Origin of the sequence: Pseudomonas sp. F3-2, assembly GCF_038804275.1 — a bacterium.
Classification (GTDB): Bacteria; Pseudomonadota; Gammaproteobacteria; order Pseudomonadales; family Pseudomonadaceae; genus Aquipseudomonas.
In genome coordinates, this window is the sequence record NZ_CP152388.1 from 5,731,434 (window position 1) to 5,749,539 (window position 18,106).

Genomic DNA, 18,106 nt, shown 5'->3' on the forward strand with positions numbered 1-18,106 from the left:
CCGGTTTTCATTTCAGGCCAGCAATTGCTCCAGCGCCAGGCGCAGGCTCGCCGGAATCGGCACCGGCTGATTCGAAGCACGATCCACGAACACATGCACGAAGCGTCCCGCTGCTCGAGCCTCCTCTTCCCCGGCTTTGAAAACGGCCAGCTCGTATTGCACCGAGCTGTTGCCCAGCTTGCCCACGCGCAGACCTATTTCGATCCTGTCGGGATAGGCGATGGACGCAAAATAGTCGCAGGACGAGCTCACCACGAAACCCACTACCTCGCCCTCATGAATGTCCAGGCCGCCTCGCTCGATGAGATAGCTGTTCACCGCGCTATCGAAAAAGCTGTAGTACGTGACGTTGTTCACGTGGCCGTAGATGTCGTTGTCGTGCCAGCGCGTGGTAATTGGCTGAAAGTGCCGGTAATCGGAGCGTTGCGGGGTATCACTCATAGTGGTCCTCTTCGGCTTTAAGGAGTAGCTGGCAGGATGGCGCCCAGAGCACAGGCTGTGATCATCAAGCCTCGATTCTGGACCTGATCCAGTCGCGTACCGCTGCATAGGGATGATCTTCAAGGACAGCGAACCCTGCGATGTTCCTTGCTTTGAGTCGTGTGAACAACGGCACGCTGATTCCGCACAGGAATCGCGTCAGGCATTCAGCGCTTGGGTCATGGCCTCTCGCTTCGAGATGCCTGGCAACGAACTCGCCACAGACGTCAGCAAAGTCATACTGATCCAGAGGCGTAAGCGGCGGTGGCTCCGGCAGACGTGCGACATGCCCGGCACACACGGAGCAATGCCCGCAACGCGTCGGCGCTCGGTCATCGCCAAAATACTGTGCAAGCCGATGGCTCAGGCAATCCTCGCTGGCAAACAGATCAAGCATGGCGTGAATGCGAGCAATCTCAGTGCTTTCGTGGTGCACGAAATAATCATGCAGCTCTTCGCTCAACGCCCCTGCATCGAAATCCGCTGCAAGCAAGCTATAAACCTCCGTCATCTGCTTGCTTTCCAACTCGATCCAGCCTTTTTCCTGAAAGAAATCCAGCGCGGTCACCACGCGCCCGCGCTCGGCCTGATGCTGCTGGTACATCGCATCGAAATTAACCGTCGCCCAAGTGCGGGCCGGGCTCGACGTTTCGACAATGGCTGCCACGAACTGCTGACGCTCACCCTGAAAACGCTGCACGAGGTCTTGGGGCTCGATCAGGTATTTGAAACGATATTCGGCGAAATATGAGTAACGCGGCGCGATGATGCCGCGCAACTCAAGCTGCACGAGCAACGTCTTCAAAGGTAACTGACGAATGTTGCTCGCGTCCGATAGGGGCGTCAGCAGAAACTCCCATTGGCCATCGTTGCGCGCACTCTGCAAATCCTCGAGCACGTGCCGGATGCCTTCACGCTCTGGCGTATCGCCGTACACAAAGTTTTCCAGCACATTAAGGCTGTCGCGGTTCGCGAGCACCAGACACTGCGACGCCGCGCCATCACGCCCTGCCCGGCCAATCTCCTGGCTGTAATTTTCGATGGATTTGGGCAGGTCGAAATGCACGACGTTACGAATGTCGCTTTTGTCGATGCCCATGCCGAACGCGATGGTCGCAACGATGCAATTGAGCCGTCCTTCCATGAACTGTCGCTGGATCGCCTCGCGTTTATCGTGCGGCAGACCGGCGTGATAGGCCTGCGCCGGAACACCGCTCTCGGCCAGATGCGCGGCCACGAATTCGGCGGTCTTTTGCAGCGTTACATAAACGATGCTCGGCTGCCCCGCTCGCTCTGTGAGCCACTGAACCAGCCGCCGGCGCTTGTCGCGTCCGGCAATCGGCTCGACCCACAGATGAAGATTCGGCCGATAGAAGCCGGTGGTGACGACGTCGTCTGGGGCGATCGCGAATTTGCTTTGCATGTCGGCAATAACATGAGGTGTCGCTGTCGCCGTAAGCAGCAGTGCTTGTGGGATGTTGAACTCGCGCTGGTAGTCCGGAAGTTTCAGATAGTCAGGACGGAAGTTGTGGCCCCACTCGGAAATACAGTGCGCCTCATCCACCACCAGCAACGAGATTGGCACCTGCGCAATGAAATGCCGAAAGCGCTCATTCTTCAGGCGCTCAACCGAGATCATCAGAATCTTCAACTCGCCGGAGCGTGCACGAGCCATGACATCCGCCACCTCGTCCCGACTCTGCGCCGAATCGATACTGGCAGCCGCGATGCCGTGGCGTTGAAGAAAGGCCAACTGATCCTGAATCAGCGCCAGCAAGGGCGATACGACCAGTGTGAGATGCGGCAGCAACAGCGCTGGCAATTGATAGCACAGGGACTTGCCGGAGCCCGTGGGAAAAATCGCTGCCGCCGAACGCCCGGCTAAAACCGCGCTGATGGCGGCCTCTTGTCCGTCACGAAACTGCCGATAACCGAAAACCTGCTCAAGGGTTTGATGCATGTGCTGCCACTCCATTGACCGTCGCAAGGGGATGAACCTTAGCGCGATGGGCCCGGGCGCAATACACCTGAACCGTTACAGAAATGTCGAACAGGATACATCCCTGCTACGACTTCGATACGCAGTGCTGGCAAAACACAATCGCGGCTATTAATCTCGCGGCAATCAACATCCGTACTACCAGTCGTTCGCACGCGCAGGTCCAGTTACCGGCCCACGTCAGACGACTCGCCAAGGAGAGGCAATGCAAGCCAAGCCAAAGCCCGAAGATGACGGGCTCGTCATGCAGCGTCTGAAACCGGACCACTTCGATGTCGTCCTGGGTTCTCACCCAGCAAAACGAAAGGTCGCACCTGCCAGAGGTAATTGGCCGCTCAGCAGTATTCTGATCTGTCTGGCATTGCTGGTGGCAATCATCTTTCTGATCTTTCAGATGTTTCACACATCCAGGCCTGCTGCGGTGGCTGTTGCCGGGCCTCTGAAACCGGAAATAGTCGCCGAGCCAGCCCAGGCGTTGCCAGCGCCGCAAGTGCGCACAGTCGAGCAGGTCGTCTACGTCGCGCCCAAGGAGCAAACGCAAGAAACCCCACCCGCACGCTCGCTGAATAACTGCCTGAAAGACGGCAACGTCATTGACCGCGACGTCATTAACTGTCGATTCGGTGACACGCAGCAAACCACTGATTACAACACGCCGCGCGCCAAAGGCATGGTCTCGGAGCAATACCTGGCGCAGTACAAAGCTGGCGCGACCAAACCCAAATCCGACTCAGGCCGTCGTTACGAAGTCGCAGGCGTCTTCATCCGGGAAATCGATGGTCGCAACCGCTACGAAGCGCGCTACCGCATCTACAACAACCACATCGAAACCAGCAGCGTCTGCATGAATTTCATGTCAGACAGCGCCGAATACCGTGAATGCCGCCGCGCGGCGGTGCCCTACTTCAAGGACATGTGCAGCGACTGGAGCAAACGACTGGCGAAGGACAAAAACGAGAAAAACAAATTGGCGCAAGAGCAATATTGCGAGGCAACCCGCGCGTATCAGCCGTGATCCGGGCGCCGGGCAGCCACCCTTTGCACCGAAGACAGGCAACCCGCGCACCTCTCCCTGCGCGCCGGATCGCCGAATCTGCGAGGAAGATTTTGCGCTCTCGCTTCGACAAAAACCGATTCTGATGGTCATACCTTCCGCCAGGCAGAGGCTTTCAACGCCGCTCACTTCAGGAAACCGTCATGACCCGCACTTGCTACCTGCCGTTAGTCCTCACAGCCCTGATCGCAACGCTTACCGGATGCGGCGATAAAGAAGCTGGAAAAACCACGAGTGCCTCCGGCGCGGCGCGCGGTCTGGAAAAGTCGATGACGGTGGATGTCAGCGGGGCGCTCAATCTGCATTACGAAGCCAAAGGCGACCAGGTCGGCGTAGGATTTTTGCCCGGCAAGCTGCCCGGTTCGAACTGGCTGACCTTGAGTGCAGACCAGGAAGCAGAAGGCGATCGCAATGAGGTCAGCATCGGACCGATTCTCGGGTTCTCCTTCGACAATCCGGATCAGGAGAAGCAAGCGATCATGTTTCAGGGCGGTCGCGTAGAAGTTGCCCACGACGAAAACAGCGCGTCCTACGACACTGGCTCCTACTACCAGTACTTCGATACCGACAAGAGCGGCGTGAACAGCAACGTACGACTGGACTTCAGCAAGATAGAAAAGCTGGAATCCTCAAACACATTGCTGGAGCGCTACCGCCTCGTCGGCACTTTCCAGTTCAACGCCGCGCTTTCACCTGAGCAACCCAGCGACGAATGCACGCGAGAGTCCGCCGCCTACGCCGCCGAGCACGGCGAACGCCACCCGGGCTTCGACGCCAAACTGTGCAACGCCAAAAGCGTTGTGGCCAAGGGCAGCTTTGACATCACCCAGGATTTCCCGGTTACGGCCAAGGCGGGGTGAGGTTTCCACGAACAGTGACTTATGGAGTGAGGACGCGGGCCATGCATCTTCCCGTCCGCAGGCTGTAGGAGCATGGCTTGTCCCGCGATCTGGCGCGCAGCGCCAATCACAATGGCAAGTGAAGACCTTCAAGTATCCGCAGATTAGAGCTCGCATAAAAAAACCGCCCCGAAGGGCGGTTTCTGTTCGGCGTGAACCGATCTTACAGCTTCGGACCCGCTGCCTTGATCGCGTCGCTCACTTCGAACTTCTTGAAGTTCTCGATGAACAGACCGGCCAGTGCTTTGGCCGCTTCGTCGTAGGCCGCTTTGTCAGCCCAGGTGTTGCGTGGGTTGAGCAGTGCGGTGTCGACGCCGGGCACTGATTTCGGCACGTCCAGGTTGACGGTGTCCAGGTGCTCGGTTTCTGCACCGATCAGCGCGCCGCTCTGAATGGCCGCGATGACGCCGCGCGTAGTCGGGATGTTGAAGCGTTTGCCGACGCCGTAGCCGCCGCCGGTCCAGCCGGTGTTGACCAGGTAAACCTTGGAGCCGAAGCCGCGGATGCGCTTGATCAGCAGTTCAGCGTATTCGCCGGCAGGGCGCGGGAAGAACGGTGCGCCGAAGCAGGTGGAGAACGTGGACTTGATGCCAGCGCCGGAACCCATTTCGGTCGAGCCGACCAGTGCGGTGTAACCGGACAGGAAGTGATAAGCCGCCTGTTCTTCGCTGAGGATCGAGACTGGCGGCAGAACGCCGGTCAGGTCGCAGGTCAGGAAAATCACGGCATTCGGCTCGCCGCCCAGGTTCTTCTCGGAACGCTTCTCGACGTGCTCCAGCGGGTAGGCGGCGCGGCTGTTCTGAGTCAGGCTGCTGTCGGCGTAGTCAGCGTGGCCAGCGGCATCCAGAACGACGTTTTCCAGCACTGCGCCATGCTTGATGGCTTTCCAGATGACAGGCTCGTTCTTCTCGGACAGGTCGATGCACTTGGCATAGCAACCGCCTTCGATGTTGAACACAACACCTTCGCCCCAGCCGTGTTCATCGTCACCGATCAGGTAACGGCTCTCGTCTGCGGACAGCGTGGTCTTGCCTGTGCCGGACAGACCGAAGAACAGCGTGACATCGCCCTCTTCGCCGATGTTGGCCGCGCAGTGCATAGGCAATACGTCGGCGGCCGGCAGCAGGAAGTTCTGCACCGAGAACATCGCTTTTTTCATCTCGCCGGCATAACGCATGCCCGCGATCAGAACCTTCTTCTGTGCGAAGTTGATGATGACGCAACCATCAGAGTTGGTGCCGTCACGCTCTGGCACGCATTCGAAGTTGGCAACGTTCAGCACTTGCCACTCTTGACGATCGGCAGGGTTGTACTGAGCCGGGTTGATGAACAGGCAACGGCCAAACAGGTTCTGCCAGGCAGTCTGAGTGGTCATCTTGACCGCCAGGTAGTGGTCGGCCGCCGCGCCTACGTGAACGTGAGAAACGAAGTGTTCCTGAGCATTGTTGAACGCTTCGACACGTGCCCACAGGGCATCGAATTTGTCAGCAGGGAATTTGCGGTTGATCGGGCCCCAGGCGATTGCGGCCGTGGTGCTCGGCTCATCGACGATGAAACGGTCAACTGGCGAACGACCAGTGCGGTGGCCGGTTTCGACGACGAGCGCGCCGGTATCGGACAGTACGCCTTCTTCGCGTTTGAGGGCTTCTTTAACCAGTTCGTCGACACTGAGATCGGTGTAAACGGCGTTGTTGGCTTGCGTCATGAGATTCCCCGTCGGCCCGCTGGCCGAGTGCTCCAAACGTTTTGTAGTAGAAAAACCCAAACTACTACAGCTAAAAAGTGGGCCGGATTATGCCAGAAAAGCCCAGAAAAGGTAGGGCCCTCCTGTCAGAACTACATAATGAAGAACCAAGCCGGCCGGGCGGAAACCATTCAGCCCGACGTCGGCACTACATCAATGACGGGTATCTGAAGGGGTGTCTACTCCGCCCCCTGCAAACAGCTGTGCTACATCGGTTGCATCGAAAAGGTAGCGCTGATTACAGAACTGGCAATCGATCTCAACGGTGCCGTTATGTTCGATTACCAATTGCTGTGCATCTTCCAGACCAAGACTGACCAGCGCATTGGCAGAACGTTCGCGCGAGCAGCTGCAACGGAACACTAAAGGCTGCACATCGAACATGCGCACAGGGTCTTCATGGAACAGCCGATGCAGCACGGTTTCGTTGTTCAGACTCAGCAATTCCTCGGCCGTGAGCGTGTCGACGAGGGTGTTGACGTGCTGCCAGCTGGCTTCGCGCTCCTCGGCATCGGTGAGACGTGCAGGCGGAAGCTGTTGAAGGAGCAGGCCACGTGCACGCTTGCCGTCAGCTTTGATCCAGAAGCGTGTAGGCAATTGCTCGGACATAACGAAGTATTCGGACAGGCAGGCCGACAGGTCGACGCCATCCAGCCCGACGATGCCTTGGTAGCGCTTACCCTGACGCGGATCGATAGTCATCGTGAGGTCGCCGTCGGGCATCAGCTCTTTGAGCGTGGCGTCCGGCGTGATCAGGCTCTCGTCGTAGCGGGCGATGCCACGGATCTCACGCTCGCTGGAGCACTCGACCATCAACAGGGAAACCGGCCCGAGAGAGCGCGCCTGAAGCACCAGCAATCCATCGAATTTCAGCGTACCGACCAACAGGGCCGCGGCGGCGAGCATCTCGCCAAGCAACTGGGCCACCGGCTCAGGGTATGGATGCTTGGCGAGCACCTCGGCGTAGCTGCGCTCGAGCGCGACCAGCTCACCGCGCACGTCGCTCTCGTCGAAGATGAAACGCTGGGTGTAATCGATATCCGGGAAATCATGCATAGAAATAGGTATCTGAAGTGATGACAAGTTGATGACAAACGCCTATAAAACGCGGTTTAGCACCGCTTGGTGCGTTGTCATGCCGATGGGGGCATTTTATGGACTATCCCGCGCTGTTCCAACCCAAGTGGAACGCCAAAAAATTCCTGCTGTGCAACCTGGTGGCCTTGGCGCTACTGCTGGTCTGGGTCTGGCCGACCGGGCATGCCGCTTTTACTCAATTCGATGAGTGGCTGTTTCATCTGCTTAACCGTCCGCTCGAGCAAAACGAAGTGTGGCTGTGGATGTGGACGATTGCCAGCATGCGCCCCTTCGATATCGTCGTCGGCCTGATCCTTCTGGCCTTGCTGATCAAAGGTGATTGGGTCTTCAAAGCCGTGCAGACCCGCGCCGCGCTGATTGGCTTTGTCTTGACGCTGATTCTGTTACTGGTCATCCGGACGGTGTTCTCCAAAATCATCGATCACACCTCGCTTCAACATGACAGCGCCTCGATGGTGATACCCGACGCGATCAAACTCAGCGATATATTCCCCACGCTGGAAGACAAATGGGAGCTCAAAGACCGCTCCAGCCAGAGCTTTCCCGGCGACCACGCTTCGGTTTTGCTGATCTGGGCGATGTTCATGACTGCGTTCAGCCGCACTGTCGGTCAACGGGTGATCATCTGGGTTCTGGCGTTTCTGTTCATGATGCCGCGCCTCGTCGCTGGCGCACATTGGGGCCAGGATGACTACATCGGCGGCGTGATGATCGCGTTGCTCGCCCTGGCATGGAGCTGCTACACACCGTTCGTGGCCGTGGTCACCCGTTTCCTGTTGCAGGTGACGGCACCCATCTTTAACGTCTTCGCCAAGGTGCCGCTGCTCAACTGCCTGAGCATCATGAAGCCTGGCGCGCGGGGATAAGCGCCTGCAGGAGCGCGCTTGCAGGACATTGCGTTCAAGCAGTTGCAGATATCACGCGACTCGCTGCAATTCTGGACAACCGCGCTCCGGGCAGAAACCTTCAGTCATCTCCGGATCGAAAGTGAAACAACTGACGGCGCTGCTTCTTGGTCGGTTTGCCGTCAGTGGTCACGCCCAGGCTGCCAGCCTTGCGCATCTGCGCCGCCTGCTCCCTTTTTGCGAGACTCTCAGGCGTTTCGCTGTATAGCAATTGAGCTTCGGGAGCGCCGCGCCGCACGATGGACAAGGCTTGAACCACGACGGTGCGCTCATCAAAGCCTGCGCGAATCTGCAGCTCGTCGCCGACGCGCGGCTCCTTGCCTGGCTTGCAGCGCTCGCCTCTACAGTGCACTTTGCCACTCTCGATTGCGGCTTTCGCCAGCGCACGGGTCTTGAAAAAACGGGCTGCCCAGAGCCACTTGTCCAGACGAACTTTGTCGTCCTCGTCTGACTTTTGCGTCATCTGAATTCCTCAATCTGGTAATAGTCAGAACTGTACTACGTCACGCGGGGCACGCAGTTATTCGAGCCCTCGTTTAAACTGCCTGCCAAGATAAATGGCGCCGACTTGGAGTACGCCGTGACAGATTTCCCAACGTCGCTGACCGGTGGCTGCAAGGGCTGCAAAGAAAGCCCTGAGCTGGCCTTCGATTTCGATTTCGCTTATCAGCCGATCGTCGATCTGCGCGACCAGTCGATCTTCGCGTACGAGGCGCTCGTGCGCGGAATTGCCGGTGAGGGTGCGCACTCGGTCTTGAGCCAGGTCGACGACAGCAACCGCTATCGATTCGATCAATTGTGCCGGACCAGGGCAATTTCAACTGCCGCCAGGCTGGGCATGACCGAGCACTTGTCCATCAACTTCCTGCCCAATGCCGTCTATCGTCCGGAGCTGTGCATCCGCAGCACGCTGGAAGCCGCTCGCTCGCACAACTTCCCGCTTGATCGACTGATTTTCGAGACGGTCGAAAGCGAGCACATGGACAGTCGTCATCTGACTCACATTCTGCGTGAATACCGCGAGTTCGGTTTCAAGACGGCGATCGACGACTTCGGTGCCGGGCATTCGGGGCTGACGTTGCTGGCGGACTTTCAACCCGATCTCATCAAACTGGACATGGCGCTGGTGCGCGACATCCATCGAGATCGCGTGCGTCAGGCTATCGTTCGCGGGGTTGTCACAATGTGTACGGAGTTGGGCGTTACAGTCGTCGCCGAAGGCATCGAGGAAGCCGGAGAACGAGACTTTCTGGCTGACTCCGGAATATATCTGATGCAGGGCTACTGGTTCGCCAAACCTGCATTCAAGGCACTGGCGCAGATCGACCCTGGCGTCTGGCAGAACGCGTAAACGTACGGAACCGCTTTGAAGACATTCGACCATCTCACAGTCATCGGCCTTCGCGAATGGGTGGCGCTGCCCAATTTAGGGGTAGCGGGCCTGCGCGCGAAAATCGACACCGGGGCGAGCACCTCCAGCCTGCACGCCACGGAAATCGAACCCTTCGAACGCGGCGGCGAGAAATGGGTGCGTTTCAATGCGCATCTGGGCACCGTGGTGCAATTGCGCCATCGACGCTGCGAAGCGCAACTGGTGGCGATGAAAACCATCAAAAGCTCCAACGGGCATGCTCAGGTGCGCTACGTGATCCGCACCACGCTGGCGCTGGGTGATCGGGTCTGGCCCGTGGAATTCACCCTGGCTTGTCGCAAAGCCATGCGCTATCGGTTGCTGCTGGGTTCCAAAGCCTTGATCGACGGCCAGTTGGTGGTCAATCCAGGTATTACATATGTTCAGGACAAGCCGGTCTTCCCGGCTTCAAATTCCTCTGCCACAGGTGCTGCATGAAGATCGCTGTGCTTTCGCGAAACCCGCGTCTGTATTCAACCCGCCGACTGGTCGAAGCTGGCATCCAGCGCGGTCACGAGGTGGTGGTGATCGATACCCTGCGCGCCTATATGAACATCGCCAGTCATAAGCCGCAGATTCACTATCGAGGAAAACCACTGGAAGGCTTCGACGCGGTCATCCCGCGGATCGGCGCGTCCGTCACGTTCTATGGCTGCGCGGTGTTGCGCCAGTTCGAAATGATGGGCGTTTTCCCGCTCAACGAATCAGTCGCCATTGCCCGCTCCCGCGACAAGCTGCGCTCGCTGCAGTTGCTGTCACGTCGGGGGATCGGCCTGCCGGTGACCGGCTTCGCCCACTCGCCTGACGACATCCCGGACCTCATTCAGATGGTCAATGGCGCCCCGCTGGTCATCAAGGTGCTCGAAGGCACTCAGGGCATTGGCGTGGTGCTGTGTGAAACGGCGACGGCAGCGGAATCGGTGATCGAGGCCTTCATGGGCCTCAAGCAGGACATCATGGTTCAGGAATACATCAAGGAAGCAGGCGGTGCCGACATCCGCTGTTTCGTGGTGGGTGACAAGGTCATCGCCTCAATGATGCGCCAGGCCAAGCCAGGCGAATTCCGCTCCAACCTGCACCGCGGCGGGACCGCCAGCCTCATCAAAATCACGCCCGAAGAACGAATGACGGCCATCCGGGCCGCCAAAGTCATGGGGCTCAGCGTTGCCGGCGTGGACATCCTGCGCTCCAACCACGGCCCATTGGTGATGGAGGTGAACTCTTCGCCGGGACTGGAAGGTATTGAAGCGACAACCGGCAAGGACGTCGCAGGGATGATCATTCAGTACATCGAAAAGAACGGCGGGCCTCATATGACCCGAACCAAGGGCAAAGGCTGACGGAAAGCCTGCCTACGACACCGCCGCGTGCTCGCGCTCGCGGCGTGTCGGCATTCACGCACTTCGGGCAGGCTCGCCGCTTCGAAGCACGTGCACTCACCGCGACGGCATCAGATCAGTCTGCGTCCCTGGGCAACATCAAGCCCAACGGCAATCGAACGCGCGCTTCCAGCCCGCCACCGGAGCGATTGCGCAGTTCGACATTGCCACCGTGCATCGCTGCGATACGCTTGACGATCGCAAGCCCCAGTCCTGTGCCCTTGCCGCTTCGGGCGCGATCGCCCCGGATGAACGGGTTGAAAATTCCCTCAAGCTCCGAAGGATCGATGCCCATGCCGCGATCCAGTACGCTCAGCACCACGTAGGGCGCCCCGCTGTCCCCTGACACATACGCTGCGACCTCAACACCATCACCCGCATGATGCATGGCGTTACCGATGAGGTTATTGAGCAAACGCTTCATCGAGACCCGCCGCAGCGGAAACGGAGGGATGGACTCCAGACACAGTCGCACCTGCTCCACGGGGCTGTTGTAGGGCGCAACGACTTCATGCACGAGCTCGACCAGATCGACCTCTTCGACCTCCTCGTCGCGTCCGTCCCGGATGAAAGCCAGAAACTGATCGAGAATGGCATCCATGTCCTCGATGTCGCGAACCATGCCTTCCATGAATTCATTGTTGGCCGGCATCAGCTCCAGCGACAAACGCAGCCGTGTCAGCGGCGTACGCAGATCATGGGACACGCCCGCAAGCATCAGTTCCCGCTCCTGACCGGCCTGTTCGACGTCTTCGGCCATCTGGTTGAACGCCCGATAGACCTCGGTCATTTCGCTGGGCGTATCGCCGACAGGCAACCGGACGCTGCGCCCCTGGCCCAATTGACGCGCCGCAAAGACAAGACGTTTGAGAGGCTGATTGAGCTGGCTGACGAAGATCCAGGCCGATGCCGTGGACAGCAGACCGATCGCCAGGAACCAGCCGAGCACGCTCCATATTTTCTGGCCGCGCAGCGGGTGCGGATACAGCGGCACCTTCAGCCAGCCATCGCCCAGACTCGGTGCGCGTACCCACAGCGCGGGCGGAGCATGCACGCGCAACCGTACTTCCGTGTCAGCGCCCAGCTCGGCCTGCATCTGACGCTGATAGATTTCCGAATAAGGCCAGTGCTGCTCGCCTTCCGGGACGCCACCGCCGACCACGCGGATCAGGCCCGCTGCATCTGCGATGGTCTGCCGATCGCTTTCATCGGCCGCCCAGTAAGCCCGCAAAGTCAGCGCAACACCGTGGCTGTATTGGCGATCCACCAGAACGTCTTCGTTCATCAGCAGATAAACCAGCGTCAGCGCCTTGGAAAACAGCACGACGATGAGCACCAGCCAGAGCGTGCGGGAGAAAAAACTTTGCGGGAACCAGAGCGGTGTCTTCATAACAGCAGCTACACACTTTGCAGGAGCGAGCTCAGGCTCGCGAAATTCGCGGAACACAAGAGACAGCAAAAACCAGTCACGACGATGTTCGCTGATGGCGAACACCGAGGTGACTGGCTAACGTTGCGGGCGTCGAACACCCGGCAAATGACTGTCGAACTTGCTGTTACTGCTTGTTGGCACCGTCTGGAACGAACACATAACCGACGCCCCATACAGTCTGGATATAGCGCGGCTTGGCGGCATCCACTTCGATCAGGCGGCGCAGACGAGAAATCTGTACGTCGATGGAGCGCTCCAGAGCATCCCACTCGCGCCCTCGTGCCAGATTCATCAGCTTGTCGCGGGTCAGCGGCTCGCGCGCATGCATGACCAGCGCCTTGAGCACCGCGAATTCGCCGGTGGTGAGCATGTGTACTTCGTCGCCACGCTTAAGCTCACGAGTGGCCAGAGACAATTCGTAATCGCCAAAGGTGACTGTTTCTTCTTCGCTGGCCGGTGCGCCAGGCACCGGGGCGGCCTGACGACGAAGCACGGCACGCACGCGGGCCATCAGTTCATCGGGGTTGAAAGGTTTGGCCAGGTAATCATCGGCGCCCAGCTCCAGACCCTTGATCCGGCTCAGCTCATCGCCCTTGGCGGTCAACATGATGATGGGCACCTGATTGTTCGCGGCACGCAGACGGCGGCAAGCGGACAAGCCGTCTTCGCCTGGCAGCATCAGATCCAGCACCACGAGATGAAACACTTCGCGCGCCAGCAGACGGTCCATTTGCTCCACGTTGGGCACAGCGCGGGCGCGGTAGCCTTTGCTGTTGAAAAAGCGTTCTAACAGGCTGCTCAAGCCCGGGTCATCATCAACGATGAGGATTTTCTCGCCTTCAGCCGTTTGTGCAGTGCTGCTCATTGGAAGCTCCTTTGATCTCGGCGCGCATTATGGCGTAGCTGCTGCGATGCGCACCGTGTGCATTGTTAGCAGATTTTTCCTGAGTACACACTGGCGCTCTCCCTCGCGGCCGAGGGAGGTGATCGCCACCGTGCGACGCACCGATTCTGGCCATCTGATCGGCTGATCCCCTAATCAGGGTTCGCTGGGTATAATGCGCCGCCCTCAAGGTCAGGCAGCACCCGCTCAAGGCGGTTCGCCAGCAGCTGGATTTTTTGCACACACATTTGCCAGGTGGTTTTATGGACAGTATCAACAGCCGCATCGCCGAAGAACTCGGCGTCCGCCCGCAACAGGTCGAAGCGGCCGTCGCGCTACTGGATGAAGGCTCTACCGTGCCTTTCATCGCTCGCTACCGTAAAGAAGTGACAGGCAGCCTCGATGACACGCAACTGCGTCATCTGGAAGAGCGCCTGCGTTATCTGCGCGAGCTCGATGAGCGCCGCATCAGCATCCTTGCCAGCATCGAAGAGCAAGGCAAGCTGACCCCCGAACTGGCTCGCGACATCAAGCTGGCCGACACCAAGACCCGCCTTGAAGACTTGTATCTGCCGTTCAAGCAGAAACGCCGCACCAAAGGCCAGATCGCGCTGGAAGCCGGCCTTGGCGAACTCGCCGACGGTCTGTTCAACGATCCGAACCTGAGCCCGGAAACCGAGGCCGCGCGTTTCGTCGACGCCGAAAAAGGTTTTGCCGACGTCAAGGCTGTGCTCGAAGGCGCCAAATACATCCTCATGGAGCGCTTCGCCGAAGACGCCACCCTTCTGGAGAAACTGCGCAGTTTCCTCAAGCAGGAGGCTGTGATCAGTGCCCGGGTGGTGGCTGGCAAGGAAGAGGAAGGCGCCAAGTTCCGTGACTATTTCGAACACGACGAGCCGCTGAAAAGCATGCCGTCGCACCGCGCGCTGGCGATCTTCCGCGGCCGCAATGAAGGCATTTTGAGCTCGGCGCTGAAAGTCGGCGAAGAGCTGCCGGGGACGCTTCACCCCTGCGAGATGATGATCAGCGAGCGTTTTGGGCTGCAGAATCAGAACCGTCCTGCAGACAAGTGGCTTGCCGAAGTCGTGCGCTGGACCTGGAAGGTCAAGCTGTACTCGCATCTGGAAACCGACCTGCTGGGCGAACTGCGCGACGGCGCCGAGACCGAAGCGATCAACGTGTTCGCTCATAACCTGCACGATCTGCTTCTGGCCGCGCCTGCCGGACCTCGCGCCACACTGGGCCTGGACCCGGGCCTGCGCACCGGTTGCAAGGTCGCGGTGGTCGATGCGACAGGCAAATTGCTGGATCACGCCACGGTCTATCCGCACGTGCCGAAGAATCAGTGGGATCAGACCATCGCGGTACTGGCCGCGCTGTGCGCCAAACATTCGGTGGACCTGATCGCGATCGGCAACGGCACCGCCAGCCGCGAAACCGACAAACTGGCGGCGGAACTGATCAAAAAATACCCAGGCCTGAAAATGACCAAGGTCATGGTCTCCGAAGCCGGCGCGTCGGTGTATTCGGCGTCGGAACTGGCGGCCAAAGAATTCCCGGATCTGGACGTTTCGATCCGTGGCGCGGTGTCCATCGCTCGCCGCTTGCAGGATCCGCTCGCGGAGCTGGTGAAGATCGATCCGAAATCCATCGGTGTCGGCCAGTATCAGCACGACGTGTCGCAACTCAAGCTGGCGCGCGGCCTGGATGCAGTCGTAGAGGATTGCGTGAACGCCGTCGGCGTCGATGTGAATACTGCCTCTGTCGCCTTGCTGGCGCGGATTTCCGGCCTGAACACCACGCTGGCGCAAAACATCGTTTCGCACCGCGACGAGAACGGCGCGTTCAAAACCCGCGCCGCGCTGAAGAAAGTGGCGCGTCTGGGGGAAAAAACCTTCGAACAGGCCGCAGGATTCCTGCGGGTCATGAACGGCGACAACCCGCTGGACTCTTCCGCGGTTCACCCGGAAGCTTATCCGCTGGTGCAGCGCATCGCGGCTGAAACCGACCGCGACATTCGTTCGCTGATCGGCGATGCAAGCTTCCTCAAGCGTCTTGATCCGAAGAAGTTCACCGACGAGACCTTTGGCCTGCCGACGGTGACCGACATTCTCCAGGAGCTCGAGAAGCCTGGCCGCGACCCGCGCCCCGAGTTCAAGACTGCCGAGTTCCAGGATGGCGTCGAAGATCTCAAGGACCTGCAACCGGGCATGATTCTGGAAGGTGTCGTGACTAACGTCACCAATTTCGGTGCATTTGTCGACATCGGCGTGCATCAGGACGGTCTGGTGCATATCTCCGCGCTTTCCGAGAAGTTCATCAAAGACCCACGTGAAGCCGTGAAGGCGGGTGATGTGGTGAAGGTCAAGGTGATGGAAGTCGACATTGCGCGTAAGCGTGTAGGACTGTCGATGCGCATGAGCGACACGCCGGGTGAGAAAGTCGACGGCGCTCGGGGTGCTCGCCCTGGCGCGGCACCTCGTCAGCAGCAGAGCAGCGCCCCGCGCAAAGAAACCGCGACAGCCGCCCCGGCCAACAACGCCATGGCTTCCCTGTTCGCCAACGCCAAGCAACTGAAGAAACGCTGATGGATATTCCAGACGAGTTGACCCAAAGCGCTTACTTCAAGACCCTCGGCTGCCGAGTGGTACGACTGGACGAGGGCGTCGCGCAAGTCGCCCTGCCGCTGGAAGCTCACCTGCGTAATCGCGGCAACGTGATGCACGGTGGCGCGCTGTTCAGCCTGGTGGACATCACAATGGGACTGGCCTGCTCCAGTTCCCATGGCTTCGATCAGCGCAGCGTGACCGTGGAATGCAAGATCAACTACGTTCGCGCCGTGTCCGAAGGCGAGGTCCTGTGCACCAGCACCGTGCTGCATGCCGGACGCCGCACGCTGGTGGTCGAGGCCGAGGTTCGCCAGGACGACAAGCTGGTCGCTAAAGCACAAGGCACGTTCGCGATCGTCTAGCTGTCCGATACCGATATGGGTTAATTTCGGCACTGTTCGACAGTGTCGAAATCAACTGCCTGTCTGACTGATGGCAGCCTATTGAATGACCAGGCGACAGGCGTCGGCGTTAGGGCTAAAAACGAGGCGAAAACGCCAGTTCCTTTCTTCACCCTTGTAGACCGCCATATCGCCCCCATATAGGGCCGACTGACGCGTGAAGGAATCCAACTTGAGCGAACTTCTCAACCGCCGCCTGGCTCTGCTTGGCGAGCACTCCAACCTCTCCCTTCTGGAGAAGTGCTTGCACGGTATCGAGCGCGAATGCCTGCGCGTTACAGGCGAAGGTCGTCTGGCCCAGACCCCGCACCCCGAAGCGCTCGGGTCTGCACTGACCAACGAACAGATCACCACGGATTATTCCGAGTCGCTGCTGGAGTTCATCACGCCGGCACTGACCAATCCTGCCGACACGCTGGACAGTCTCGAAAAAATCCATCGCTTTGCCTACAGCAAGCTGGGCAGCGAATACATCTGGAGCCCTTCGATGCCGTGCCCGCTGCCGGCCGAGGAAGACATCCCGATCGCCTATTACGGCACGTCCAATATCGGCAAGCTTAAGTACGTGTATCGCCAGGGCCTGGCGCTGCGCTACGGCAAGACGATGCAATGCATTGCCGGAATTCACTACAATTTTTCGTTGCCTGAAGCGGTCTGGCCGCTGCTCAAGCAGACCGATAATTTCGAAGGCAGCGACCGGGATTTCCAGTCCGAAAGCTACATTGGTCTGATCCGCAATTTCCGTCGCTACAGCTGGCTGCTGATGTACCTGTTCGGCGCCTCGCCAGCGCTGGACGCCAGCTTCCTGCGCGGCCGCTCTCATCAGCTCGATCAATTCGACGCCGACACGCTGTATCTGCCTTACGCTACCAGTCTGCGCATGAGCGATCTGGGTTATCAGAGCAGCGCTCAAGCCGACCTGACGCCTTGCTACAACGATCTGCTGACCTACACCGACAGCCTGCGTCGCGCGGTGGCCACGCCTTATGCGCCCTATGTCGAGATCGGCACGCACAAGGACGGCGAGTGGATTCAGCTCAACACCAACGTGCTGCAGATCGAAAACGAGTACTACTCGACCATTCGTCCCAAGCGCGTCACCTACTCCGGTGAGCGTCCGATTCAGGCGCTGATGGCGCGCGGCGTTCAATACGTTGAAGTTCGCTGCCTGGACATCAACCCGTTCCTGCCAGTCGGCATCGATCTGCAACAGTCGCGCTTCATCGACGCGTTCATCCTGTTTTGCGCGCTGCAGGAAAGCTCGCAACTGGCCGACTGCGAGTGCGGCAACGCCAGCACCAACTTCCTGACGGTGGTCAAGGAGGGTCGGCGGCCAGGGCTGAAGCTGAGCCGCAATACCGAGACCATTGACCTGAAGGAATGGGCCAACGAGTTGCTCGACAAGATTGCGCCGATCAGCCAATTACTGGACAAGAGCCAAGGTATCGATGAACACACCCGGTCACTGGACGCTCAGCGTGCCAAGGTCGCTGACCCGGCGCTGACGCCATCGGCGCAGGTGCTGGCCAGCATGACGGAGCACAAGGAAGGCTTTACGGCGTTCTCTCTGCGTCAGGCGCAGGCTCACGCCGAGTATTTCCGTAGCCGCCCTTTGAGCGCAGAGGAGCAAACCGGCTTTGAGACCAAGGCGCGGGAATCCCTGGCGCAACAGTCCGAGCTGGAACAGACCGAAGAACCGGTGGATTTCGACACCTTCGTCGGTGCCTATCAGGCGAGCATTCTGGCGATCAGTAACTGATCAGCGCATGAATGAAAACGGCGCGCCTGGGGCGCGCCGTTTTTGTTTCTGAA

At 59.2% G+C, this 18,106-nt stretch carries 16 protein-coding genes; 9 read left to right on the forward strand and 7 right to left on the reverse strand.

Annotation, left to right across the window (positions count from 1 at the left end; all coding sequences use genetic code 11):
• Positions 1-12: 12 nt before the first annotated feature.
• Positions 13-441 (reverse strand): thioesterase family protein, encoded by a 429-nt coding sequence (locus tag AAGQ88_RS25535; protein ID WP_342653958.1) that lies wholly within the window; start codon positions 439-441, stop codon positions 13-15.
• A gap of 64 nt (positions 442-505) precedes the next feature.
• Positions 506-2,440: a RecQ family ATP-dependent DNA helicase gene (locus tag AAGQ88_RS25540; RefSeq protein WP_342653959.1), complete on the reverse strand. Its 1,935-nt coding sequence runs from the start codon at positions 2,438-2,440 to the stop codon at positions 506-508.
• A 244-nt stretch (positions 2,441-2,684) separates the two neighbouring features.
• On the opposite strand from AAGQ88_RS25540, the gene AAGQ88_RS25545 reads away from it, so the two are divergent.
• Both AAGQ88_RS25545 and AAGQ88_RS25550 read left to right on the forward strand, forming a co-directional pair.
• The gene (locus tag AAGQ88_RS25545) at positions 2,685-3,494 is read left to right on the forward strand and encodes a hypothetical protein (RefSeq protein WP_342653960.1); all 810 of its coding nucleotides are present in this window, start codon (positions 2,685-2,687) and stop codon (positions 3,492-3,494) included.
• A gap of 182 nt (positions 3,495-3,676) precedes the next feature.
• Complete coding sequence (locus AAGQ88_RS25550; protein ID WP_342653961.1) at positions 3,677-4,393, forward strand: hypothetical protein; 717 nt, start codon at positions 3,677-3,679, stop codon at positions 4,391-4,393.
• Between the two features lie 202 nt (positions 4,394-4,595).
• Here AAGQ88_RS25550 and AAGQ88_RS25555 read toward each other — a convergent pair whose 3' ends face one another.
• Both AAGQ88_RS25555 and hslO read right to left on the reverse strand, forming a co-directional pair.
• Positions 4,596-6,137, reverse strand: coding sequence for a phosphoenolpyruvate carboxykinase (locus tag AAGQ88_RS25555; protein WP_342653962.1), 1,542 nt, complete (start codon positions 6,135-6,137; stop codon positions 4,596-4,598).
• Positions 6,138-6,329: 192 nt separating this feature from the next.
• Positions 6,330-7,232 (reverse strand): Hsp33 family molecular chaperone HslO, encoded by a 903-nt coding sequence (hslO, locus tag AAGQ88_RS25560; protein ID WP_093465882.1) that lies wholly within the window; start codon positions 7,230-7,232, stop codon positions 6,330-6,332.
• A 98-nt stretch (positions 7,233-7,330) separates the two neighbouring features.
• On the opposite strand from hslO, the gene AAGQ88_RS25565 reads away from it, so the two are divergent.
• A complete protein-coding gene (locus AAGQ88_RS25565) occupies positions 7,331-8,140 on the forward strand; it encodes a phosphatase PAP2 family protein (RefSeq protein ID WP_342653963.1) in 810 nt (269 codons plus the stop codon).
• Between the two features lie 100 nt (positions 8,141-8,240).
• Here the strand turns inward: AAGQ88_RS25565 and AAGQ88_RS25570 are convergent, their stop codons facing one another.
• Positions 8,241-8,642, reverse strand: a complete 402-nt coding sequence (locus AAGQ88_RS25570; RefSeq protein ID WP_093465886.1) for a S4 domain-containing protein — start codon at positions 8,640-8,642, stop codon at positions 8,241-8,243.
• Positions 8,643-8,759: 117 nt separating this feature from the next.
• Here AAGQ88_RS25570 and AAGQ88_RS25575 point away from each other — a divergent pair, with 117 nt between their 5' ends.
• The 3 genes from AAGQ88_RS25575 to rimK all read left to right on the forward strand — a co-directional run bounded on the left by AAGQ88_RS25575 (position 8,760) and on the right by rimK (position 10,930).
• Positions 8,760-9,530, forward strand: a complete 771-nt coding sequence (locus AAGQ88_RS25575) for an EAL domain-containing protein (protein ID WP_342653964.1) — start codon at positions 8,760-8,762, stop codon at positions 9,528-9,530.
• 66 nt (positions 9,531-9,596) lie between these two features.
• Positions 9,597-10,028, forward strand: coding sequence for an ATP-dependent zinc protease (locus tag AAGQ88_RS25580; RefSeq protein WP_342655888.1), 432 nt, complete (start codon positions 9,597-9,599; stop codon positions 10,026-10,028).
• Entirely contained in the window at positions 10,025-10,930 is a 906-nt protein-coding gene (rimK, locus tag AAGQ88_RS25585; protein WP_093465889.1) for a 30S ribosomal protein S6--L-glutamate ligase, read from the forward strand. Before AAGQ88_RS25580 ends, rimK begins: the two co-directional genes overlap by 4 nt.
• A 115-nt stretch (positions 10,931-11,045) precedes the next feature.
• Here rimK and AAGQ88_RS25590 read toward each other — a convergent pair whose 3' ends face one another.
• Positions 11,046-12,359, reverse strand: coding sequence for an ATP-binding protein (locus tag AAGQ88_RS25590; RefSeq protein ID WP_285425232.1), 1,314 nt, complete (start codon positions 12,357-12,359; stop codon positions 11,046-11,048).
• Positions 12,360-12,525: 166 nt separating this feature from the next.
• The gene (gene ompR / locus AAGQ88_RS25595) at positions 12,526-13,266 is read right to left on the reverse strand and encodes a two-component system response regulator OmpR (RefSeq protein WP_093465893.1); all 741 of its coding nucleotides are present in this window, start codon (positions 13,264-13,266) and stop codon (positions 12,526-12,528) included.
• A gap of 281 nt (positions 13,267-13,547) precedes the next feature.
• On the opposite strand from ompR, the gene AAGQ88_RS25600 reads away from it, so the two are divergent.
• From AAGQ88_RS25600 to gshA, 3 genes are all read left to right on the forward strand, one after another.
• Positions 13,548-15,872 carry a Tex family protein gene (locus AAGQ88_RS25600; protein WP_342653965.1) on the forward strand — a complete coding sequence of 775 codons (2,325 nt, stop codon included), beginning with the start codon at positions 13,548-13,550 and terminating at the stop codon, positions 15,870-15,872.
• A complete protein-coding gene (locus AAGQ88_RS25605) occupies positions 15,872-16,255 on the forward strand; it encodes a PaaI family thioesterase (protein WP_093465897.1) in 384 nt (127 codons plus the stop codon). Before AAGQ88_RS25600 ends, AAGQ88_RS25605 begins: the two co-directional genes overlap by 1 nt.
• A gap of 211 nt (positions 16,256-16,466) precedes the next feature.
• Positions 16,467-18,053, forward strand: coding sequence for a glutamate--cysteine ligase (gshA, locus tag AAGQ88_RS25610; RefSeq protein ID WP_342653966.1), 1,587 nt, complete (start codon positions 16,467-16,469; stop codon positions 18,051-18,053).
• The last annotated feature ends 53 nt before the right edge of the window (positions 18,054-18,106 follow it).

What these genes read in the sequence shown, in the direction of transcription:
- rimK (WP_093465889.1), top strand. Translation starts at nt 10,025, where the DNA reads ATGAAGATCGCTGTGCTTTCGCGAAACCCGCGTCTGTATTCAACCCGC.
- AAGQ88_RS25570 (WP_093465886.1), bottom strand. Translation starts at nt 8,642, where the DNA reads ATGACGCAAAAGTCAGACGAGGACGACAAAGTTCGTCTGGACAAGTGG.
- AAGQ88_RS25590 (WP_285425232.1), bottom strand. Translation starts at nt 12,359, where the DNA reads ATGAAGACACCGCTCTGGTTCCCGCAAAGTTTTTTCTCCCGCACGCTC.
- AAGQ88_RS25535 (WP_342653958.1), bottom strand. Translation starts at nt 441, where the DNA reads ATGAGTGATACCCCGCAACGCTCCGATTACCGGCACTTTCAGCCAATT.
- AAGQ88_RS25565 (WP_342653963.1), top strand. Translation starts at nt 7,331, where the DNA reads ATGGACTATCCCGCGCTGTTCCAACCCAAGTGGAACGCCAAAAAATTC.
- AAGQ88_RS25555 (WP_342653962.1), bottom strand. Translation starts at nt 6,137, where the DNA reads ATGACGCAAGCCAACAACGCCGTTTACACCGATCTCAGTGTCGACGAA.
- AAGQ88_RS25600 (WP_342653965.1), top strand. Translation starts at nt 13,548, where the DNA reads ATGGACAGTATCAACAGCCGCATCGCCGAAGAACTCGGCGTCCGCCCG.
- ompR (WP_093465893.1), bottom strand. Translation starts at nt 13,266, where the DNA reads ATGAGCAGCACTGCACAAACGGCTGAAGGCGAGAAAATCCTCATCGTT.
- hslO (WP_093465882.1), bottom strand. Translation starts at nt 7,232, where the DNA reads ATGCATGATTTCCCGGATATCGATTACACCCAGCGTTTCATCTTCGAC.
- AAGQ88_RS25540 (WP_342653959.1), bottom strand. Translation starts at nt 2,440, where the DNA reads ATGCATCAAACCCTTGAGCAGGTTTTCGGTTATCGGCAGTTTCGTGAC.
- AAGQ88_RS25605 (WP_093465897.1), top strand. Translation starts at nt 15,872, where the DNA reads ATGGATATTCCAGACGAGTTGACCCAAAGCGCTTACTTCAAGACCCTC.
- AAGQ88_RS25545 (WP_342653960.1), top strand. Translation starts at nt 2,685, where the DNA reads ATGCAAGCCAAGCCAAAGCCCGAAGATGACGGGCTCGTCATGCAGCGT.
- AAGQ88_RS25550 (WP_342653961.1), top strand. Translation starts at nt 3,677, where the DNA reads ATGACCCGCACTTGCTACCTGCCGTTAGTCCTCACAGCCCTGATCGCA.